This is a genomic window from Saccharopolyspora sp. NPDC003752 (assembly GCF_053605825.1).
On sequence record NZ_JBSGJZ010000004.1, the window covers coordinates 159,443 to 178,759 of the forward strand.

The 19,317-nt window shown below is 71.1% G+C and carries 10 protein-coding genes; 9 read left to right on the forward strand and 1 reads right to left on the reverse strand.

Translation table 11 applies throughout. The features are described 5' to 3' along the window. Positions 1 to 68: 68 nt before the first annotated feature. The gene (locus ACWEV3_RS07515) at positions 69 to 962 is read right to left on the reverse strand and encodes an ArsR/SmtB family transcription factor (RefSeq protein WP_452613079.1); all 894 of its coding nucleotides are present in this window, start codon (positions 960 to 962) and stop codon (positions 69 to 71) included. A 949-nt stretch (positions 963 to 1,911) separates the two neighbouring features. Here ACWEV3_RS07515 and ACWEV3_RS07520 point away from each other — a divergent pair. From ACWEV3_RS07520 to ACWEV3_RS07560, 9 genes are all read left to right on the forward strand, one after another. Further along, the gene (locus ACWEV3_RS07520) at positions 1,912 to 2,697 is read left to right on the forward strand and encodes a thioesterase II family protein (protein WP_452613080.1); all 786 of its coding nucleotides are present in this window, start codon (positions 1,912 to 1,914) and stop codon (positions 2,695 to 2,697) included. Positions 2,698 to 2,707: 10 nt separating this feature from the next. Then, positions 2,708 to 3,973 (forward strand): crotonyl-CoA carboxylase/reductase, encoded by a 1,266-nt coding sequence (gene ccrA, locus ACWEV3_RS07525; protein ID WP_452613081.1) that lies wholly within the window; start codon positions 2,708 to 2,710, stop codon positions 3,971 to 3,973. A gap of 378 nt (positions 3,974 to 4,351) precedes the next feature. Continuing rightward, the gene (locus tag ACWEV3_RS07530; RefSeq protein ID WP_452613082.1) at positions 4,352 to 9,619 is read left to right on the forward strand and encodes a type I polyketide synthase; all 5,268 of its coding nucleotides are present in this window, start codon (positions 4,352 to 4,354) and stop codon (positions 9,617 to 9,619) included. A 39-nt stretch (positions 9,620 to 9,658) separates the two neighbouring features. Continuing rightward, the gene (locus ACWEV3_RS07535; RefSeq protein WP_452613083.1) at positions 9,659 to 15,070 is read left to right on the forward strand and encodes a type I polyketide synthase; all 5,412 of its coding nucleotides are present in this window, start codon (positions 9,659 to 9,661) and stop codon (positions 15,068 to 15,070) included. After that, positions 15,067 to 16,206: a cytochrome P450 family protein gene (locus ACWEV3_RS07540; protein WP_452613084.1), complete on the forward strand. Its 1,140-nt coding sequence runs from the start codon at positions 15,067 to 15,069 to the stop codon at positions 16,204 to 16,206. Before ACWEV3_RS07535 ends, ACWEV3_RS07540 begins: the two co-directional genes overlap by 4 nt. Positions 16,207 to 16,261: 55 nt before the next feature. Further along, complete coding sequence (locus ACWEV3_RS07545) at positions 16,262 to 16,930, forward strand: O-methyltransferase (protein WP_452613085.1); 669 nt, start codon at positions 16,262 to 16,264, stop codon at positions 16,928 to 16,930. Positions 16,931 to 17,051: 121 nt separating this feature from the next. After that, positions 17,052 to 17,918 carry a 3-hydroxyacyl-CoA dehydrogenase family protein gene (locus ACWEV3_RS07550; RefSeq protein ID WP_452613086.1) on the forward strand — a complete coding sequence of 289 codons (867 nt, stop codon included), beginning with the start codon at positions 17,052 to 17,054 and terminating at the stop codon, positions 17,916 to 17,918. Then, on the forward strand, positions 17,915 to 18,202 hold the full coding sequence (locus tag ACWEV3_RS07555) for an acyl carrier protein (protein ID WP_452613087.1): 288 nt from the start codon (positions 17,915 to 17,917) through the stop codon (positions 18,200 to 18,202). The genes ACWEV3_RS07550 and ACWEV3_RS07555 overlap by 4 nt, the downstream gene beginning before the upstream one ends. Next, positions 18,192 to 19,304 (forward strand): acyl-CoA dehydrogenase family protein, encoded by a 1,113-nt coding sequence (locus ACWEV3_RS07560; RefSeq protein ID WP_452613088.1) that lies wholly within the window; start codon positions 18,192 to 18,194, stop codon positions 19,302 to 19,304. Before ACWEV3_RS07555 ends, ACWEV3_RS07560 begins: the two co-directional genes overlap by 11 nt. The last annotated feature ends 13 nt before the right edge of the window (positions 19,305 to 19,317 follow it).

Below are 19,317 nucleotides of genomic sequence, written 5' to 3' on the forward strand. Positions count from 1 at the left end.
TCCAGGCCCGTTCGGCGGGCGTCACCACTAGGAGCGCTCGTCGAGAGGACCCGCGCCTGCCGCCCGCCTCACCCGGCCGAATCGGCGAGGTGAGGCAACCGCCTGGGCCCCGGGCGGCCGGCTCCCCGGTGATCACCCGGCGCGACCGCGCTGGGCTGGTCGTTGGTGCCGACGAGTTCCCGCCCGAGCGGGGTGAGGCTGTGCAGGACCGCCTTGCCCAGCCGGGTCGAAGTGATCAGGCCGGCCTCGCGCAGGATGGTGGTGTGCTGGCTGGCGGAAGCCAGCGACGCGTCGATCTGCCGGGCGAGACCGGAGGTCGAACTGGGCGTCTGCAACGCCAGCAGGACCTGCGCGCGCGTGTGCCCGAGCAGGGCGGCCAGCCGCTTCGACGCGTTCTCCTTGCCACCGCCGGGGCGCACGCCGTTCGCCGCCTTGTGGGCGGGGTAGACGAGCACGGGCGGGAGCCCCGGGTCGATGAAGGTGATCGGGTTGCCGAAGCAGAAGTACGACGGGATCAGCGTCAGGCCGCGGCCGTCGAGGTGCAGCGTCCGGTTCTCCGGGTAGTTCGTCTCCAGGACCGGCCAGCGCCATTTGATGGGGGCCGGGAGCGAGTTGAACAGCTTCTCGGCGCCCCCGGTCGTGAGGTGGCGTGTCCGCAGCACGTGGTCTTCGGTGACCTGGTGGTGGACCTTCGGCCAGTGCGGGCGGATGGCGGTGTTGAAATAGTCCCGGAGGGTGTCGCAGAGCTTGTTGAGCGAGGCCCGGTCGCCGTCGGACAGCTTGCGGACCCAAGGCGGCGCGCTCTGCTGCGCGAAAGCCGCGGAAAGGTCGTTGCTGAGCCGGGTCTGCCCGGCGGACAGGATGCTTTCGAGGCCGGCCTCGAAGTCCGGCCCGGCGGTGACCGGGGTGAGGAAATCTGGGAAGTTCCCCTTGACGGGAACCAGCGAGGACACAAGATGCATGCGGGTGGATAAGCCCGTGTCGCGTAACCTGTGTCGCGCCCAGCCCCGCCACGCGAGTTGCGTCGGCCAGGTGACGTGTCCGCGGAGGACGTGCAAGCTGAGCGCGAGTTCCCACATCGGATCGGGCTGCTCCGTCACGCGGATGCGGAGAACATCTTTGGGGGTGAAATAGATCCTAAGCATAACGATACTCCAACACGGTGATCAACTATCAAGGTAGATCCATTCGTAGTAATGCGATTCCTTTCGTTGATCAAGTCGCGGGAGTCCATTCGGCACAGTTCGCGGCTTTGTTGACCCCTGCACGAGTTTCGCGGTTTCGGCGGGCGTGGAACGGTTGCCGGATTGTTGGGTCGCCTGGCGATGGGAATAAGTGTGAATGAAATTGGGAAGCGCCGTCGGCTTTTCTGTGATAAGGTGTGTCCCGCGGTGATTCGGAATGGGGAAAGCAGTGGGGCAGTTGTATTGAAAAAGGAAATACCTGATCACCCTGCTGGCGGTTGAATTCGGGCGGTGATTCCGCGCAGCGTCGGCGAGCTGCTCGCCGACAGGCCTACCGCGGCCCACGCCCCGAAGCCTTCGGCCACTCGTCGGCCGCCACGGATGCCCCGCCGCCGAGGGTGCGGCCGGGCCGTTGCCACCCGCATCCAAAGTGGATGGCACGTCGGCGGCCCTGGTCGCTCCGGCTGACGATCGACGCCGAATCCCGTTGCGGTTCCGGGGAAAACAGCCGTGCTCGTGCTGGTCGGCAGGTGTGCGGTGGAACCGTGGCAGCTTGTGGCCGCAAGCTTGTGCGGCGGATCACGTTCCTCCTAGCGTCGAGATGCGCCAGCGCCGGCGTCGCCGTGCGGGCTGGCCGCACCCCGCCGAGATCAGCATCCCCGCGAAGACGACCACGCCCTGCAGGTGGGTCGATCCGCCGTGATGGCCGAACTGGAGGCACCAACGCATGAGCACGGCCGTGACCGAAGGTGGCAAATGGATCCGGTGCTTCGACGCGGAATCCGGCGGTGCCACCAGGTTGATCTGCTTTCCGCACGCGGGCGGCTCGGCGTCGTTCTTCCGGCCCCTCTCGATGCGGCTGGCGCCGGAGGTCGACGTGCTGGCCATCCAGTACCCCGGGCGGCAGGACCGCTACCGAGAGCCGGTGATCACCGAGATCGGCGAGCTCGCCGACCGGATCGCGACCGAACTGGCGGCGCTGCCGGGCCCGCCGCCGGTCTACCTCGGCCACAGCATGGGCGCGGTGCTCGCCTTCGAGGTGGCGCAGCGCCTGGAAGCACGCGATCGCAACGGCCCGCGGGCGTTGCTGCTCTCCGGGCGGAGGGCGCCGTCGAAGAAGCACGTCGAGCGCAACGTGCACCTCAAACCCGACGACGACGTCATCGCGGAGCTGAAGTCGCTGAGCGGAACATCCCCGGACCTGCTGGGCGATGACGAGATGCTCCGCCTGGTGCTGCCCGCCATCCGCGGCGACTTCCAGGCGGTCGAGACCTACCTGGCCGATCCGGAGTCGGTGGTGGGGTGCCCGATCACGGCCCTCGTCGGCGACGGCGACCCGCTCACCACGGTCGACGAGGTGCGCGCCTGGGGCAGGCACACGAGCGCCGCGTTCGAGGCGAAGGTCTTCGCCGGCGGCCACTTCTACCTGGCAGAGCGCCAATCCGAGGTGATCGAGGAGATCCGGAAGCAACTACGACACCTGTCGGCCCCGGCCGACGCGAGTGGCAACTGAGGAGAAAGCCATGACGAAGTCGCTCTACGAGATCGGTGAGGTGCCGCCGCTGGGCGAGGTCCCCGAGCGGATGTACGCGTCGGTGATCCGCCAGGACCGGTTCGGACCGCCGAAGCAGGCGTTCCAGATCGAGGTCGTCGACGTGCCACGGGTGGGCCCCGGCGAGGTCCTGGTGTACGTGATGGCGGCCGGGATCAACTACAACAACGTGTGGGCGGCGCTGGGCCTACCGGTGGACGTCATCGGCATGAGGCAGCGCCTCGGGCAGCCGGAGGACTTCCACATCGGCGGCACCGACGGCGCGGGTGTGGTGTGGGCGGTCGGCGAGGGCGTGCGGCACGTCAAGGTCGGCGACCACGTGGTGCTCTCCGGTGGGCAGTACGACGAGAAGGACGAGGACATCCGGTTGGGTGCGGACGTGGCGACGTCCAGCAGCGGTCGTGCGTGGGGGTACGAGACCAACTACGGTTCCTTCGCGCAGTTCTGCTTGGTGAACGACTACCAGTGCCACCCCAAGCCCAAGGACGTGTCGTGGGAGGAGTCCGCCAGCTTCATGCTCTGCGGCTCCACCGCCTACCGGCAGCTCTTCGGCTGGCACGGCAACACGGTGCAGCCCGGTGACCCGGTGCTGATCTGGGGCGGGGCCGGCGGCCTGGGTTCCATGGCCATCCAGCTGGTCAAGATGGCCGGTGGGGTCCCGATCGCGGTCGTCTCCGACGAGGCCCGTGGCGAGTACTGCCTCAAGCTGGGCGCGAAGGGCGTCATCAACCGGCACGAGTTCGACCACTGGGGCCGGCTGCCCGCGGTGGACGACGCCGAGGGCATGACCAAGTTCCTGCGGGGCGCGCGGGCCATGGGCAAGAAGATCTGGGAGATCCTCGGGGAGCGGAAGTCACCGCGGATCGTCTTCGAGCACAGCGGGCAGGACACCCTGCCCACCTCCATGTACCTGTGCGACAGCGGCGGCATGGTGGTGATCTGCGGCGGCACGACCGGCTACAACGGCGACATCGACCTCCGGCACCTGTGGATGCGCTCCAAGCGGCTGCAGGGTTCGCACGGCGCGAACGCCCGCCAGTTCCGCGACGTCGTCAGGCTGGTCGATGCGGGCCTGCTCAACCCGTGCCTGTCCACCTGCGAAACGTTCGAGGACATCGGCTCCCTCCACCAGTTGCTGTTCGACAACGCCCACCCGATGGGGAACATGGCCGTGCTCATCAACGCCCTGGAACGCGGCACGAACACGATCGACCTGCCGGCCGCGGCCGCGGCCTGAGCGCCGGGACCGAGCGCGGGTGCACGCGCACCGGGTGCGCCCGCGTGATCGGCGATTTTGTTGTGCAGCAATGAGTTTCCGACTGGAGACGAGTCGTGTCGTCGCGCTGTGGCAGCTTGTGGCCGTCTTCCTTGTGCGCCGGATCGGGCCGGGCGTAGCGTCCCGTTTCGCCGACCTCGGCAACTCGCACACGTTGGAGCAGGCACGACCGCAGCGACGAGGAAGTCGTGCGGTTCAGCGGAAATCCTCGCGTGCCCGGCAGGTTCTCCGCGCGGCATCTCCCCGAATTCGGGGCGAGCGCGCAGGAACCGGCGTGCCGGCGGTGCGCCCCCCGTGGATCCACCGAACGTCCCCGAGCCCAATATCGGAAGGTATCTGGTGAACACTCAGTCGGCGGCCGTGGCCGAGTTGCGGGACCTGCTGGCCGGGGAGACCGGCGATCGCCAGGACAGGATTCTGCTGAACCTGGTGCGAGCGCAGGTGGTCTCCGTGCTGGGCGGCGGTCTGCCCTCGCGGATCGCCGAGAGCAAGCCGTTCCGGGACATGGGGATCAAGCGGGAGGCGAGGGAGGAGCTGCGGCAGGAGCTTTCGCGGTCCACCGGAATCGCCCTGCCGCCGACCTTGCTCTTCGACCACCCCAACCCGATGTCGGTCGCCCGCTACCTGCGCGAGCGCATCACCGGCCGGTCGGGAGCGGAGTCCTCCGCCACGGCGCACGCAGAGGTGCGGTTGGACGAGCCGATCGCGATCGTGGGGATGGCGTGCCGGTACGGGGGTGGTGTGTCGTCGCCGGAGGACTTGTGGGAGCTGGTCGCCGGCGGTCGTGATGCGGTGACGGGTTTTCCGGTGGATCGGGGTTGGGACCTGGAGGGTCTTTACGACCCGGACCCCGACCACGCGGGCAAGTCGTACACCCGCGCGGGGGCTTTCCTCGACGACATAGCCGGATTCGACGCCGCGTTCTTCGGCATCTCGCCCCGGGAGGCCGCGGTGATGGATCCGCAGCAGCGGCTGCTCCTGGAGACGACCTGGGAGGCGCTGGAACGGGCCGGCATCGACCCGACGAGCCTCGGCGGAACCAGCGCCGGCGTGTTCGTCGGCACCAACTACCAGGACTACCGGTACGCCTTCGACGAGATCCCGGCGAGCAGCGAAGGCTATGTGATCACCGGGAACGCGGCCAGCGTGAAGTCCGGGCGGCTGGCGTACGTGCTGGGGTTGCACGGGCCGGCGGTCACGGTCGACACGGCGTGTTCGTCGTCGTTGGTGGCGTTGCACCAGGCGTGCCAGGCGTTGCGGCTGGGCGAGTGCGACCTCGCGATCACCGGTGGCGCATCGGTGCTCTCGACGCCCGAGGGTTTCGTCGAGTTCTCCCGCAAGCGCGTCCTTTCCGTCGACGGCCGGTGCAAGGCGTTCGCGGAGTCGGCGGACGGCACGGGCTGGGGTGAAGGCGTCGGCGTGCTCTTGGTGGAGCGCTTGTCGGATGCGGTGCGGCATGGCCGGAAGGTGCTGGCGGTCGTCCGCGGCAGCGCGGTGAGCCAGAACGGTGCGTCGAACGGCTTGACGGCGCCGAATGGCCCGTCGCAGGAGCGCGTGATTCGGGCGGCGCTCGCGAGCGGGGGCCTGTCGGCGTCGGATGTGGATGCGGTGGAGGCGCACGGGACCGGGACCCGGTTGGGAGATCCGATCGAGGCGGGGGCGTTGCTGGCGACCTACGGCGAGGGCCGCTCGCCGGAGTGGCCGTTGTGGTTGGGGTCGGTGAAGTCGAACATCGCGCACACGCAGGCCGCTTCGGGCGTGGCCGGTGTGATCAAGATGGTCATGGCCCTGGAGAACGGCCTGCTGCCGAAGACCTTGCACGTGGACGAGCCAACGTCCCATGTGGACTGGTCCTCGGGTGCGGTGCGGTTGCTGGTGGCGGAACGGGAGTGGCCGGAGACCGGCCGTCCTCGCCGCGCGGCGGTGTCATCGTTCGGAGTCAGCGGCACCAACAGCCACGTCATCCTGGAACAAGCCCCCGACCACGCCGAGGAGGCCGCCGGCGAGGCGCTCCCCGCGGTGCCGTGGGTGCTGTCCGGGCGGACCGAGGACGCGCTGCGCCAGCAGGCGGCGCGGCTGCTGGACCGGGTGGAGCGGGATCCGGAACTGGACTTGGCGGACCTGGGTGCCGCGCTGGTGGAGAACCGGGCGACCTTCGAGCACCGGGCGGTCGTCGTCGGGGCGGAACGCGCGGACCTGCTCGCCGGGCTGGCGGCGCTCGCCGATGGCGAGCCGGCGCCCCAGGTGGTCCGCGGCGTCGCCGGTGATGTCGACACAGCGCCGGTGTTCGTGTTCCCCGGACAGGGGTCGCACTGGGTGGGGATGGGCCGGGAACTGCTCGATTCCTCGCCGGTGTTCGCGGAATGGATGGACAAGTGCGGCGCGGCGCTGCGGCCCTGGGTGGACTGGGACCTGGCCGACGTGCTGGACGACCAGGAGGCGCTGGCGCGGGTCGACGTGGTCCAGCCCGTGCTGTGGTCGGTGATGGTGTCGCTGGCGCAGGTGTGGCGCTCGCACGGCGTCGAGCCGGGCGCGGTGGTCGGGCACTCGCAGGGCGAGGTCGCCGCCGCATGCGTGGCCGGTGCGCTTTCGCTGGAGGACGGCGCGCGGGTGGTGGCCCTGCGCAGCCAAGCGCTGGCGCGGCTCGCCGGGAAGGGCGGGATGGTGTCGGTGATGGCGCCGGCCGGCCGGGTGGGCGACATGATCGCCCAATGGGGGGATCGCCTCGCCATAGCGGCGGTCAACGGCCCGGCGTCGGTCTCCGTCTCCGGCGACGAAGGCGCGCTGACCGAGCTGGAGCGCGAGCTGTCCGCGCAGCGCGTGGTGCGCTGGCGCGTCCCCGGAGTCGACTTCACGGCCCATTCGCAGCACGTCGAGGCCCTGGCCGACGAACTTGAACGCGCCCTGGCGCCGACGGAACCGACGACCGCGCGAATCCCCTTCTTCTCCACGGTGGAAGCCGACTGGCTCGACGGTCCGGAGCTCGACGGCGGCTACTGGTACCGGAACTTGCGTCGCCAGGTCCGGTTCGGCGACGCCGTGCAGGCGCTGGCCGAACGGGGGCATGCCGCATTCGTCGAGATCAGCCCGCACGCCGTGTTGACGGCGGCGGTGGAGCAGAACCTCGACGACCTGGGTGATCAGGTCTTCGTCGCCGCCACCCTCCAGCGCGACAAGGGCGATCTGAGCCACCTGTACCGCTCCATGGCCGAAGCCTTCGTCGTCGGCATCCCGGTGGACTGGGCGCCACCGTTCGCGGGATCGGCCCGTCGCGACGTGGACCTGCCGACGTACCCCTTCCAGCGGCAGCGGTACTGGCCCGACAAGCGGCCAGCGGCCGGAACCACGCCGGTGAGCGGCGGGTCATCGGCAGAGCAGCGGTTCTGGACCGTGGTCGAGGGCGAGGACGTCGCGGCGTTGGCGGCGACGCTGGGAGTCGAGGCGACTGGAACGCTGCAGGACGTGCTGCCGGCGCTGGCCGCCTGGCGCCGCCGGGACCGCGAGACCTCGGCGCTGGACGACCTGCGCTACCGGATCACTTGGCAGCCGGCCGAATTCGAGACCCGCCGGCTGTCGGGGACGTGGCTCGCGCTGACCCCCGAAGGCGACGCCGACGAGAAGTGGGCGACCGCGGTGCTGGACGGTCTGGCCGACCGCGGCGCCGTCGTGCTGCCGTTCGGGACGCCTGCCGGGATGCGGCGCGGCGAACTGCTCGACCGGCTCCGCACCACGCTTGCCGACGCCGGGCTGCGGCCGTCGGACGTTTCCGGAGTGGTGTCGCTGCTCGCGTTGGACGAGACCGCCGACCCGGAGCACCCGGGTGTCCCCGCGGGAACCACCGGGACGCTGGCGCTCATCCAGGCCCTCGGCGACGCGGAGGTGGGCGCACCGCTCTGGCTGCTGACCAGGGGAGCGGTCTCCACCGGTGCCTCGGATCCGCTGGTCCGCCCGCTGCAGGCGTTGACCTGGGGCCTGGGCCGGGTCGTCGGCCTGGAACACCCCGAGCGGTGGGGAGGATTGATCGACCTGCCGCCGGAACCGGACGACGGCGTGCTCGGGCGGCTGGCCGGGGTGCTGGGCGCGGCCGACGACGAGGACCACATCGCGATCCGCGACTCGGGGGCGTTCGTGCGCCGCCTGACCCGGGCCCGGCTCGGCGAGCGGGCCGGAACTCGTGCCTGGCGCCCACGGCCGGGCGGGACCGTGCTGATCACGGGCGGCACCGGCGTGCAGGCCGGGCACGTCGCCCGCTGGCTCGCCCGCAGCGGTGCCGGTCACCTCGTGCTGCTCGGCCGCCGCGGCGATGCTGCGCCCGGCATGGCCGAGCGGGTCGCCGAACTGGAGGCGCTCGGCGCCGAGGTCACCGTGGTGGCCTGCGACGTGCGGGACCGGGAGGCGCTGCGCGGAGTACTGGCCTCGATCCCGGCGGAACGACCGCTGTCGGCGGTCGTGCACGCGGCCGGAATCGGCCGGTTGCAGTCGCTCCCCGACACGAGTCCTGCCGACTTCGCGGAGATCGCGGAGGCGAAGGCCGTCGGCGCACGGCATCTGCACGAGCTGACCGAGGATCTGGACCTCGACGCGTTCGTCCTGTTCTCCGCCATCACCGCGACCTGGGGCGTCGGGCGCCACGGCAGCTACGGCGCGGCGAACACGTACTTGGAGGCGCTCGCGCAGCACCGCCGAGCTCGCGGCCTGCCCGCGACCGCGATCGCCTGGGGCGGCTGGGCCGGGGACGGCATGGCGGTCCGCGACGCCGCTGAGGACACCTTGCGCCGCCGCGGGCTTCCGTGGGGTGCGTGGGCCGAAGCCGGTTCGACGATGCAGGAAGCGGCGGACGAGACGCTGCGCCGCTGGGGCGTCCACGTCATGGCGCCGGAACTGCTGATCACGGCGCTGCAGCAGACTCTCGACGCCGACCACACGCTGGTGACGATCGCGGACATGGATTGGGAGCGCTTCGTCACCGGCTTCACCCTGGCCCGCAGGCGCCCGCTGCTGGACGAGCTGCCGGAGGCGCGGCAGGCGATCGAGGCGATGAGCCGCACCGCCGCGGACGACTCCCGCGGCGGGGAGGAACCGGCGTCGCTGCCGCAACGGCTGGCGTCCGCCTCGCGGCACGAGCAGGACCGGCTGCTGCTGGAGTCGGTCCGCACGCAGGTCGCCGCGGTGCTCGGGCATCCGTCGCCGGAGTCCGTGGACCCCGGGCAGACGTTCCTCGCCATGGGCCTGGACTCGGTGACCGCGGTGCAGCTGCGCAACGGACTCGGGGCCGTGATCGGCCAGCGGTTGCCGGCCACGGTGGTGTTCGACTACCCGACCACCACCGAGCTCGTGGCCTTCCTCCGCACCAGGCTCGTCAAGGACGACCCCGCCCCGGCCGACAACGCCCTGCTGGGGATCGACGGCCTGGAGAAGGCGCTGGCCGACGGCTCCTACGGCCCGGAGGAGCGCCGCGCGATCGCGGCGCGCCTCGCCGACCTGGCCCGGAGCCTGGGGGCCGCCGCTGCGGAGTCCGATGTGGACGACAACGGGGTCCGCGACCTCGAATCCGCTGACATCGGCGAGATGTTCGACATCCTCGACAGCGAACTGGACACGCCCTGAGCTCGTGGATGCCCCGGCGGCCGGATAGGTGGAACTGACGTGACGGAAGACGCGAAGACCCTCGACTACATGAAGCGGGCTACCGCCGCGCTGCGCGATGCCCGCAAGCGCGTGCGCGAGCTGGAGGAGCGTTCTCGCGAGCCGATCGCGATCGTGGGGATGGCGTGCCGGTACGGGGGTGGTGTGTCGTCGCCGGAGGACTTGTGGGAGCTGGTCGCCGGCGGTCGTGATGGGGTGGCGGGTTTTCCGGTGGATCGGGGTTGGGACCTGGAGGGTCTTTACGACCCGGACCCCGACCGGCTCGGCAAGTCCTACGTCCGGCACGGGGCTTTCATGGACGACCCCGCCGGCTTCGACCCGGCGTTCTTCGGCATCTCGCCGCGCGAGGCGCTGATGATGGACCCGCGCCAACGACTGCTGCTGGAGACCACCTGGGAGGCGTTCGAAAGGGCCGCGATCGCGCCGACTTCGGCGCACGGCACGTCGACCGGCGTGTTCATCGGAGCCTCCGGGGACGACTACCTGGGCCTCCTCGACCGGGTTCCCGACGCGGACGAGGGGTATCTGCTGGCTGCCAACGGGCAGAGCGTCATGTCCGGCCGGTTGGCGTACGTGCTGGGACTGCACGGGCCCGCGGTGACGCTGGACACGGCGTGCTCGTCGTCGTTGGTGGCGTTGCATCAGGCGTGCCAGGCGCTGCGGTTGGGCGAGTGCGACCTCGCCATCGCAGGGGGAGCGGCCGTGATCGTCTCACCCCGGATCTTCGTCGAGGGTTCGCGGCAGCGGAGCCTGGCCGCGGACGGCCGGTGCAAGGCGTTCGCGGAGTCGGCGGACGGCACCGGTTGGGGCGAGGGCGTCGGCGTGGTTCTGGTGGAGCGCTTGTCGGATGCGGTGCGGCATGGCCGGAAGGTGCTGGCGGTCGTCCGCGGCAGCGCGGTGAGCCAGGACGGCGCGACCAACGGTTTGACGGCGCCGAATGGTCCGTCGCAGGAGCGGGTGATTCGTGCGGCGTTGGCGAACGCGGGCTTGTCGGCGTCGGATGTGGATGCGGTGGAGGCGCACGGGACCGGGACCCGGTTGGGAGATCCGATCGAGGCGGGGGCGCTGCTGGCGACCTACGGTGAAGGGCACTCGCCGGAACGGCCGTTGTGGTTGGGGTCGGTGAAGTCGAACATCGCGCACACGCAGGCCGCTTCGGGCGTGGCCGGTGTGATCAAGATGGTCATGGCCCTGGAACGTGGTTTCCTGCCGAAGACCTTGCACGTGGACGAACCATCGTCCCATGTGGACTGGTCCTCGGGTGCGTTGCGGTTGCTGGTGGACGAGCGGGAGTGGCCGGAGACGGGCCGCCCACGGCGCGCAGCGGTCTCGTCCATCGGCGGCGCCGGCACCAACGCCCACGTGATCCTGGAACAGGCCCAGGCCGAGACCGGTACGCCGGAACCCGCAGCTGTTCCGGCGGTGCCGTGGTTGCTGTCCGGCAAGGGCACGCCCGCATTGCGCGCACAGGCCGGAAACCTGCGGAGGTTCGCGGCGTCGGCCCCCGGCACGAGCAGCGAGGACCTGGGGCGGTCGTTGTTCCGATCACGGGCGGCGCTGTCGCATCGCGCCGTGGTGGTCGGCCGGGACCGCGAGCGACTGCTCGCCGGTCTGGCCGCTGCCGAGCGCGATGAGCACTCCACGCAGGTCGTGGTGGGTGTCGCCCGGCAGCACATCGGCGCGCCGGTGTTCGTGTACCCGGGGCAGGGCGGGCAGTGGGCGGGCATGGGCGTGGCGCTGCTGGACTCGTCCCCGGTGTTCGCGGCGGCACTGCAGGAATGCGCGGACGCGTTCGCGCCGCTGGTGGGCTGGTCGGTCGTGGACGTGCTGCGCGAGCTGCCGGGAGCTCCGTCGCTGGACCGCGGCGAGGTGGTCCAGCCGGTGCTGTTCTCGGTGATGGTGGCGCTCACGCGCCTGTGGCAGTCCTACGGGGTGCAGCCCGCCGCCGTGCTCGGTCACTCGCAAGGCGAGGTCGCCGCCGCCCACATCGCCGGGGCGCTGACGCTGGCGGACTCGGCCAAGCTCATCGCGAAGCGATGCGAAGCGCTGATGCCGTTGCACCGCAGGGGAACCATGGCCGCCATCGCGATGCCGGTCGGGGAACTGCGCCAGCGGCTGGCGAAGTACGGCGACCGGTTGTCCGTCGCCGCGGAGAACGGGCCGACCGCGCTCACCGTCTCCGGCGACCTGGACGCGATCGACGAACTGCTGGAAGAGCTGAAGGCCGCGGGCGTGCGCGCCCGCAAGATCCGGGCCGCCACCGGAGCCGGGCACTCGGCCCAGGTGGAGGCGCTGCGCGACGACCTGATGGCCGCGTTCGACGGGATTTCCCCGGCGCAGGGGCAGATCCCGTTCTTCTCCACCGTGACCGGCGATGTGCTGGACACCACCGAGCTGGACGCCGACTACTGGTACCGCAACGCGCGCCAGACGGTCCGCTTCGAACCGGCCGTGCGCAGCCTGCTCGCCCGCGGGCACGAGGCGTTCGTCGAGATCAGCCCGCACCCGCTGCTCGCCGAAATGGTCCAGGCGATCGCCGATGCGGCGGAGGCCGAAGTGGTGGTGGGCGACACCCTGCACCGCGACGACGGTGACCTGGACCGGTTCTTCCTCGCCGCGGCCCAGATGCACGTCAACGGCGTGCACGTGGACTGGGAACCCGCCTTCGGCGACGGCGCCTCCCGGACGCTCGACCTGCCGACCTACCCGTTCCAGCGCAAGCGGTACTGGATGGACTACGTCCCCCGGGGAGCGACCGGATCGCGCTCGGAGGACGCCGGGTTCTGGGATCTGGTGGAGAAAGCGGACCTCCCCGGGCTGGCGGCCGAGCTGGGCGCCGATGCCACTGCGCTCGAACCGGCCATCCCGCTGCTGTCCGCCTGGCGGCGGAAGCGCCGGGAGAAGTCCACACTGGACAACTGGCGGTACCGGACCGGTTTCGCCCGGGTGCCGGAGGCCACCGCGCCACAGCTCGACGGGACTTGGCTCCTCGCCGTTCCGGCCGGACTCGACGACGCCTGGACGGCCGCATCGGCCCAGGCCCTCAGCGCGCACGGCGCGACGGTGCGCGAGGTGGAGTTGCCCGCCGACGCGGACCACGGCGTCGTATTGGAGCGGTTGCGCGCGGCAATCGACGAACCACCGGCGGGCGTGCTCTCGCTGCTGGGGCTCGCATCCGGACCACACCCGGCGCTGCCCGCCGGCCTGGTCGCCTCGATCGGCCTCGTGAGCGCGTTGGGTGAACTCGACGTCCAAGCGCCGCTGTGGTGCGCGACCAGCGGAGCCGTATCGACTTCGCCGACCGACGCGCCGCCCGACCCGGCGCGAGCCGAGCTGTGGGGCTTCGGCCGCGCAGTCGCGCAGGAACACCCCGCACGTTGGGGCGGGCTGATCGACCTTCCCGAAGCAGCGGACGAGCTCGCGATGCGGCGCCTCGCAGGCGTCCTCGCGGGACGGACCGAAGACCAGGTCGCGGTGCGGGCATCGGGCGTGTTCGGCTGCCGCCTCGTTCGCGCCCCGCTGGCCGACGCCCAGCCGAAGCGCACCTGGCAGCCGCGCGGCACGGTGCTGGTCACCGGCGCGATCGGCGACGACCTCGGGGAAAGCCTGGTGAAGAGGCTGGCCGAATCCGGCGTCGAGCACCTCGTGCTGCAATGCCGGCCCGGGGACCCGGAACCCGAGGAGCAGGCCGCCGGCGACCGGGTGAGCATCGTCGAATGCGACATGAGCGACCGGGAGGCGCTCTCCCGGCTGCTGGCGGGGATCGGCCGGGAACTCACCGCATTGATCCACGTCGCGCCCCCGAACGCCGGAGCGGAGCAGTTCTGCACGGGCCCGGCCGACGACCTGGCGGCTGCCGCCAACCTCGACGAACTGCTCGCGGACCGGGAACTGGACGCTTTCGTGCTGCTGTCCTCGGCCGGTGCGGTCTGGGGCAGCGCGGGGCAGGCCCGAACCGGAGCGTTCTTCGACGGGCTGGCCCGGCGACGCCGCGCGCGGGGAGCGGCCGCGACCGCGGTGGCGCTGGACCGCGGAGCCGACCCGGCGATGCCGGCAGAGCTGGTGGTCGACGCGCTTCGCCAGGCGGTGGAGCACGAGGAGACGTCGCTGATCGTGTCGCCGGTCGACTGGACGCGGTTCTTCCTCGAATTCACCGAGTCCCGCCCGAGTCCGCTGCTCGCGGACCTACCGGACGTGCGGCGGCTGAGCCGGGGCGACGAGCCCGCGGACGCGTCGTCGCTCGTGGACGAGGTGTCCGGACTTCCGGAGGAGCAGCAGGAAGAAGCGCTCCTGGACCTGGTCCGCGGCCAGATCGCCGCCGTCCTCAACTACACGCAGGCCGGCGAAGTGGATCCGGCGCAGCGCTTCACCGAGCTGGGCCTGGATTCGCTGACCTCGGTCCAGTTGCGCAAGCGGCTCTCGGCGGCCACCGGCCTCAAACTGCCCACCAGCCTGGCCTTCGAACACCCCACGCCGGCCGAGCTCGCCCGGTACCTGCGCACGGCGCTGACCGGCTCCCGCGAAGCCGGTCCGGCCGACATGATGGTCGAGCTCTACCGGCAGGCCTGCGAGAACGGCACGGCCATGGCGGCGATGCCGATGCTGGAGGCGGCCGCGAACCTGCGCCCCGGCGCCAGGAACCCGGAGGAGCTGCTGAACCGGCCCACCCCGCTGCACCTGGCGCGGGGACCGGAGCGGCCCGCGCTGATCTGCCTGACCCCGTTCGTCACGCCGGCCGGCGCGCACCAGTTCGTGCGCCTCGCCGCCCCGTTCCGCGGCGAGCGGGACGTCTGGGTGCTGCCCCACCCCGGTTTCGGCCGTGGCGAACAGCTTCCCGAGAACATGGCGACGCTGGTCCGGCACCACGCGACGACAGTGCTGGAATGCGCGGGCGGCGAGCCGTTCGTGCTGCTCGGCTATTCCTCGGGCGGCTGGGTCGCGCAGGAGGTGGCGGCACACCTGGAGAGCATCGGCTCGCCGCCGGAGCGCCTGGTGCTGGTGGACGCCTACAGCCCCGACCTCCAGTACGCGCACCGGGTCTTCGACGAACTGATGGCGGCGAACTCGCGGCTCGTGCGGACGCTGAACGTCGGCGGCGAAGAACTCACGGCCATGAGCCGGTACCTGCAGCTGTTCGAGAAGTGGGAGGCGCGGCCGGCCGCGGTTCGGACCCTGTTGCTGCGGGCCCGGGAACAGGTGTTCCTCGACGCGACGGGCGGGGAGAGCCCGGCACCTCCGGACGGTGTCGACGAGATCGTCGTCGTGCCCGGTGATCACGCCACCATGCTGCACGACCACGCCGCCACGACCGCCGCCGCGCTGGAGTCCTGGCTGGCCGATGACCTCGGGAGAGCTGCAACGGCGTCCGGCGACCCATCGGAGCGGCCGCCGGTGCGAGGAGGATCGTCATGAGGGACATCCCGGTTCGCCAGATGGTCATGTCGTCGGGGTTCCGGCCGTGGCTGATCACCGGCCACGCGGAGGTGCGCGCGGCGCTGGCCGACCAGCGGTTCGCGAAGGACTCGCACCGGGTCGCCGAAATGCTGGACCGGCACTCGCTGTCCGGCACCGACAGCCTGTTCGGGCAGTCGCTCCTGCACCACATGCTCAACACCGATCCGCCGGAGCACGGCAGGCTGCGCGGGCTGGTCAACAAGGCGTTCACCCCGCGCGCCGTCGAGCGCCTGCGGCCGCGGATCGAGGAGATCTGCGACGAGCTGCTGGACGCCTTGGGCGGGCGGCAGCACGTCGACCTGCTGGCGGTCTTCGCGGTTCCGCTGCCGATCAAGGTGATCTGCGAGCTCCTGGGTGTTCCGCAGGCGGACCGGGAGGAGTTCCGGTCCTGGTCCAACGCGCTCGTTTCGGCGCTGCCGCCGGAAGTCGTGACGGGGGCGTCCAGCGCGATGGCGGACTACCTGCACGGCTTGATCAAGGCCAAGGAGCAGGACCCGGGCGAGGACATGCTCTCCGCGCTGATCCACGCCCGCGACGGCGGTGATCGGCTGACCGCGGACGAGCTGGTCTCGATGGCGTGCCTGCTGCTGGCGGCCGGCCACGAAACCACGGTGAACCTGATCGGCAACGGCATGCTCGCGCTGCTGACCCACCCGGAGCAGCTCGCGGCGCTGCGCGACGACCCGACCCGGTTGCCCGGCGCCATCGAGGAGTTCCTCCGCTACGACAGCCCCATCAACCAGGCGACGCTGCGGTTCACCACCGAGCCCGTGGAGATCGCCGGGGTGCGCATCCCGGAGGGCGAGTTCGTGATGCTCAACATCGACTCCGCCAACCACGACGCGCGGCGCTACGCGGACCCGGACGTCCTGGACATCGGCCGGGACGAGGGCGGCCACCTCGCCTTCGGGCACGGCATCCACTACTGCCTCGGCGCGCCGCTGGCCCGGCTGGAGGCGGAGATCGCGTTCACCAAGCTGCTGGGCAGGTACGGCCGGATCGACCTCGCGGTACCGGCCGAGCAGCTGGAGTGGCGGTTCAGCGTCGTGATGCGCGGACTCGAACGGCTCCCGGTCCGGCTCGGCCGGACGTAGCCGGAACTCGCTCCGGAGGCACGAGGCAGACATCAGGCGGGAGGTTGCAGGAGACATGGCCGATCAAACCGGGTTCTCCCCGGAACTGCTCTCCTACGTCCGCGAGGTTTCGCTGCGGGAGGACGAGATCCTGCGCGAACTGCGCGAGGAGACGGTGGCCTATCCGATGGGGAAGGTCATGCAGGTCATGCCCGAGGAAGGGCAGCTGCTGGCGTTCCTGGTCGGGCTGATCGGGGCCCGTTCCGTGCTGGAGGTCGGCACCTTCACCGGCTACAGCACGCTGTGCATGGCCCGGGCGCTTCCCGCCGACGGGCGCCTGGTGACCTGCGACATCACCGACAGGTGGCCGGCGATCGGCGCCCCGTACTGGAAGCGCGCCGGTGTCGCCGACCGGATCGAGGTCCGCGTCGGTGATGCGCGGACGACGCTCGCCGGACTCATCGCCGAGGGCGGCGGGAACCGGACGGACCTGGTGTTCATCGACGCCGACAAGGCGAACTACCCGAGCTACTACGAGGACGCCCTCACCCTGGTGCGCCCGGGCGGGCTGATCGTGCTGGACAACACGGTCTTCTTCGGCAGGGTCGTCGATCCGGCGGCCCAGGATCCGGACACGGTCGCGCTGCGCGAGCTCAACTCGCGCATCCGCGCCGACGACCGGGTCGACCTCGCGATGCTGACCATGGCGGACGGCATTTCCCTCGTCCGGAAGAAGGCGCCCTGATGCCCAGGCCCGCCTCCGGCGGGCGAGAACCACTCAAGACGACAACCAGCCTCCCGCCCATCCGACCGTCCGAACAGGACGGTCGGCGGCGGGTGGCCTCCACACTTCGATAGGAGATGCGGTGGAATTCGGTCCGGGAGAACACCGGCTCACCGTCCTGGGGGCGGGGGTGATGGGATCGAACATCACGACCCTGGCCCTCGGGTACGGGCTGCCCGTGCACCTGGTCGACGTGGACCGGCCGACGCTGGATCAGGCGCGGGCGAGGATCGCCCGGCAGCTGCGGCACGCCCACCTGCTGGGCGCGCTGCTCCCCGACCAACCCGCCGGCGAACTCGTCACCAGCACGTCCGTCGCGGGCGCGGAAGGGTCGACCGCCGTCCTGGAAGCGGTCACCGAACTTCCCGACGTGAAGCGGAAGGTGCTGTCCGAGGTCGCGGCGGTGGTCCCGCCCGGAACACCCCTGGTGTCCAACACATCGGGCATCCCCATAGACGAGCTCGCCGAGGAGCTGCCGTGCCCCGAGCTGCTCGTCGGGACGCACTTCATGAACCCGACGTACCTGATCAAGATGGTGGAGCTCGTCCGCGGCCCGCGCACCTCCGACGCGGCGGTCGCGGCGGTCGAGTCGCTGCTGGCCGCGCTGGACCGGACCGCGGTCGTCGTCCGGGACGACCCCGGGTTCGTCACCAGCCGGTTGCTGCACCCGATGATCAACCAGGCGGCGCGGATCGTGGAGCGCGGCACCGCCACGGTGGACGCGGTCGACACCTTGATGCAGGGCTGTCTCGGCCACCCGACCGGCCCGCTGCGGACCGCGGACCTGATCGGCCTGGACAACCTCGTGGATTCCCTCGCGGCGCTGTACGAGCGGACCGGCGAGCAGAGCTGCCGGCCATGCGACCTGCTGCTGGAGAAGGTGGCCAGCGGAGACCTGGGGCGCAAGACCGGCCAGGGCTTCTACGACTACGGAGAGGTGCTCTCATGACAACGGATCAATCGGTCGAGCAGGGTTCCCGCGCGGCGATCGAGCGCGAGCTGCTGTCGTTCCTGGAGCAGCGGCTGAGGACGTCGGTGGCACCCGACCGGGACCTGTTCGCGGAGGGGCTGATCACGTCGCTGTTCGCGATGGAACTGGTGGTCCAGCTGGAGCAGACCTTCGACGTGTCCATCGTCGGATCCGACCTGAAGATGGACAGCTTCCGCTCCGTCAACGCCATGGCGGACCTCGTCCACCGGCTCCAACGGGCCGCGCCCGACGATGGCGACTGAGCGGCTCGCCGACGAACGCGCCCTGGTCGCGGCGCTCGTCGGCGACCAGGCCGATTCCTGGGACGTGGCGGGACTCCTGCCGGCGGAGGTGCTGCGCGAACTCGGCGACCGGGGCCTGCTGTGCCCTCAGGTTCCGGCGGAGCACGGCGGCCTCGGCCTCGACAGCCTCGCCTGCGGGGAGTTCACCGCCCACGTGGGCAGCCTCTGCAGCTCGCTGCGCAGCGTGATGACCTCGCAGGGCATGGCGGCGTGGACCATCCAGCGACTCGGCGACACCGACCAGCGCAGCACCTACCTCGCGCGCCTGACCGGCGGGGAGCTGGCCGCGGTCGGGTTCAGCGAACCGGAGGCGGGCAGCGACCTGTCCGCGATCGGCACCGAAATCCGCCAGGACGGCGACTCCGTCGTCGTGAGCGGGCAGAAGGTGTGGATGACCGCCGCGCACTACGCCGACCTGCTGGTGGTCTTCGGCCGCCACGGGGATGGCGCCGCCGCGGTCGTCGTGCCGGCATCGGCACCCGGCGTGCACGTGGAGCGGATCGCGGAGCCGCTGGGCTGCCGCGCGGCAGGGCACGCCGACGTCCGCTTCGATTCCGTGCGGCTGCCGGGCAACAGCGTCCTCGGCGGCACCGGCCAGTCCCTCGCGCTGCTGGTCACGACGGCCCTCGCCTACGGCCGCATGTCGGTGGCCTGGGGGTGCGTCGGCATCCTGCGGGCTTGCCTGGCCGCGGCGAGCGGGCACGCCGCGTCGCGACGGCAGTTCGGCAAGCCACTGGCGGAGCACCAGCTGGTCGCCCGGCACCTCGCCGAGCTGCTGGTGGCCGAGCAGGTCGCGACGAGGGCGTGCGAACACGCGAGTCGCTGCTGGGATTCCGGTTCTCCGGACGCGGTCGTGTCCACAGTGCTCGCCAAGCACGTGAGCTCCGGCCAGGCCGTTGCGGGCGCCGCGTCGGCGGTGCAGGTCTTGGCCTCGGCGGGCGCGCGCGACGGGCACGTCGTGGCCCGCGCCTACCGCGACGCGAAGCTGATGGAGGTCATCGAAGGCAGCAGCGAGATCTGCCAGCTCATCTTGGCGCAGCACGCGCTGACCGCAGCACGATGAACGTTTCGGGAGT

Excerpts from the sequence above, each read along its gene's own strand:
- ACWEV3_RS07515 (WP_452613079.1), bottom strand. The coding sequence starts at position 962 with ATGCATCTTGTGTCCTCGCTGGTTCCCGTCAAGGGGAACTTCCCAGAT.
- ACWEV3_RS07520 (WP_452613080.1), top strand. The coding sequence starts at position 1,912 with ATGAGCACGGCCGTGACCGAAGGTGGCAAATGGATCCGGTGCTTCGAC.
- ccrA (WP_452613081.1), top strand. The coding sequence starts at position 2,708 with ATGACGAAGTCGCTCTACGAGATCGGTGAGGTGCCGCCGCTGGGCGAG.
- ACWEV3_RS07540 (WP_452613084.1), top strand. The coding sequence starts at position 15,067 with ATGAGGGACATCCCGGTTCGCCAGATGGTCATGTCGTCGGGGTTCCGG.
- ACWEV3_RS07545 (WP_452613085.1), top strand. The coding sequence starts at position 16,262 with ATGGCCGATCAAACCGGGTTCTCCCCGGAACTGCTCTCCTACGTCCGC.
- ACWEV3_RS07555 (WP_452613087.1), top strand. The coding sequence starts at position 17,915 with ATGACAACGGATCAATCGGTCGAGCAGGGTTCCCGCGCGGCGATCGAG.
- ACWEV3_RS07560 (WP_452613088.1), top strand. The coding sequence starts at position 18,192 with ATGGCGACTGAGCGGCTCGCCGACGAACGCGCCCTGGTCGCGGCGCTC.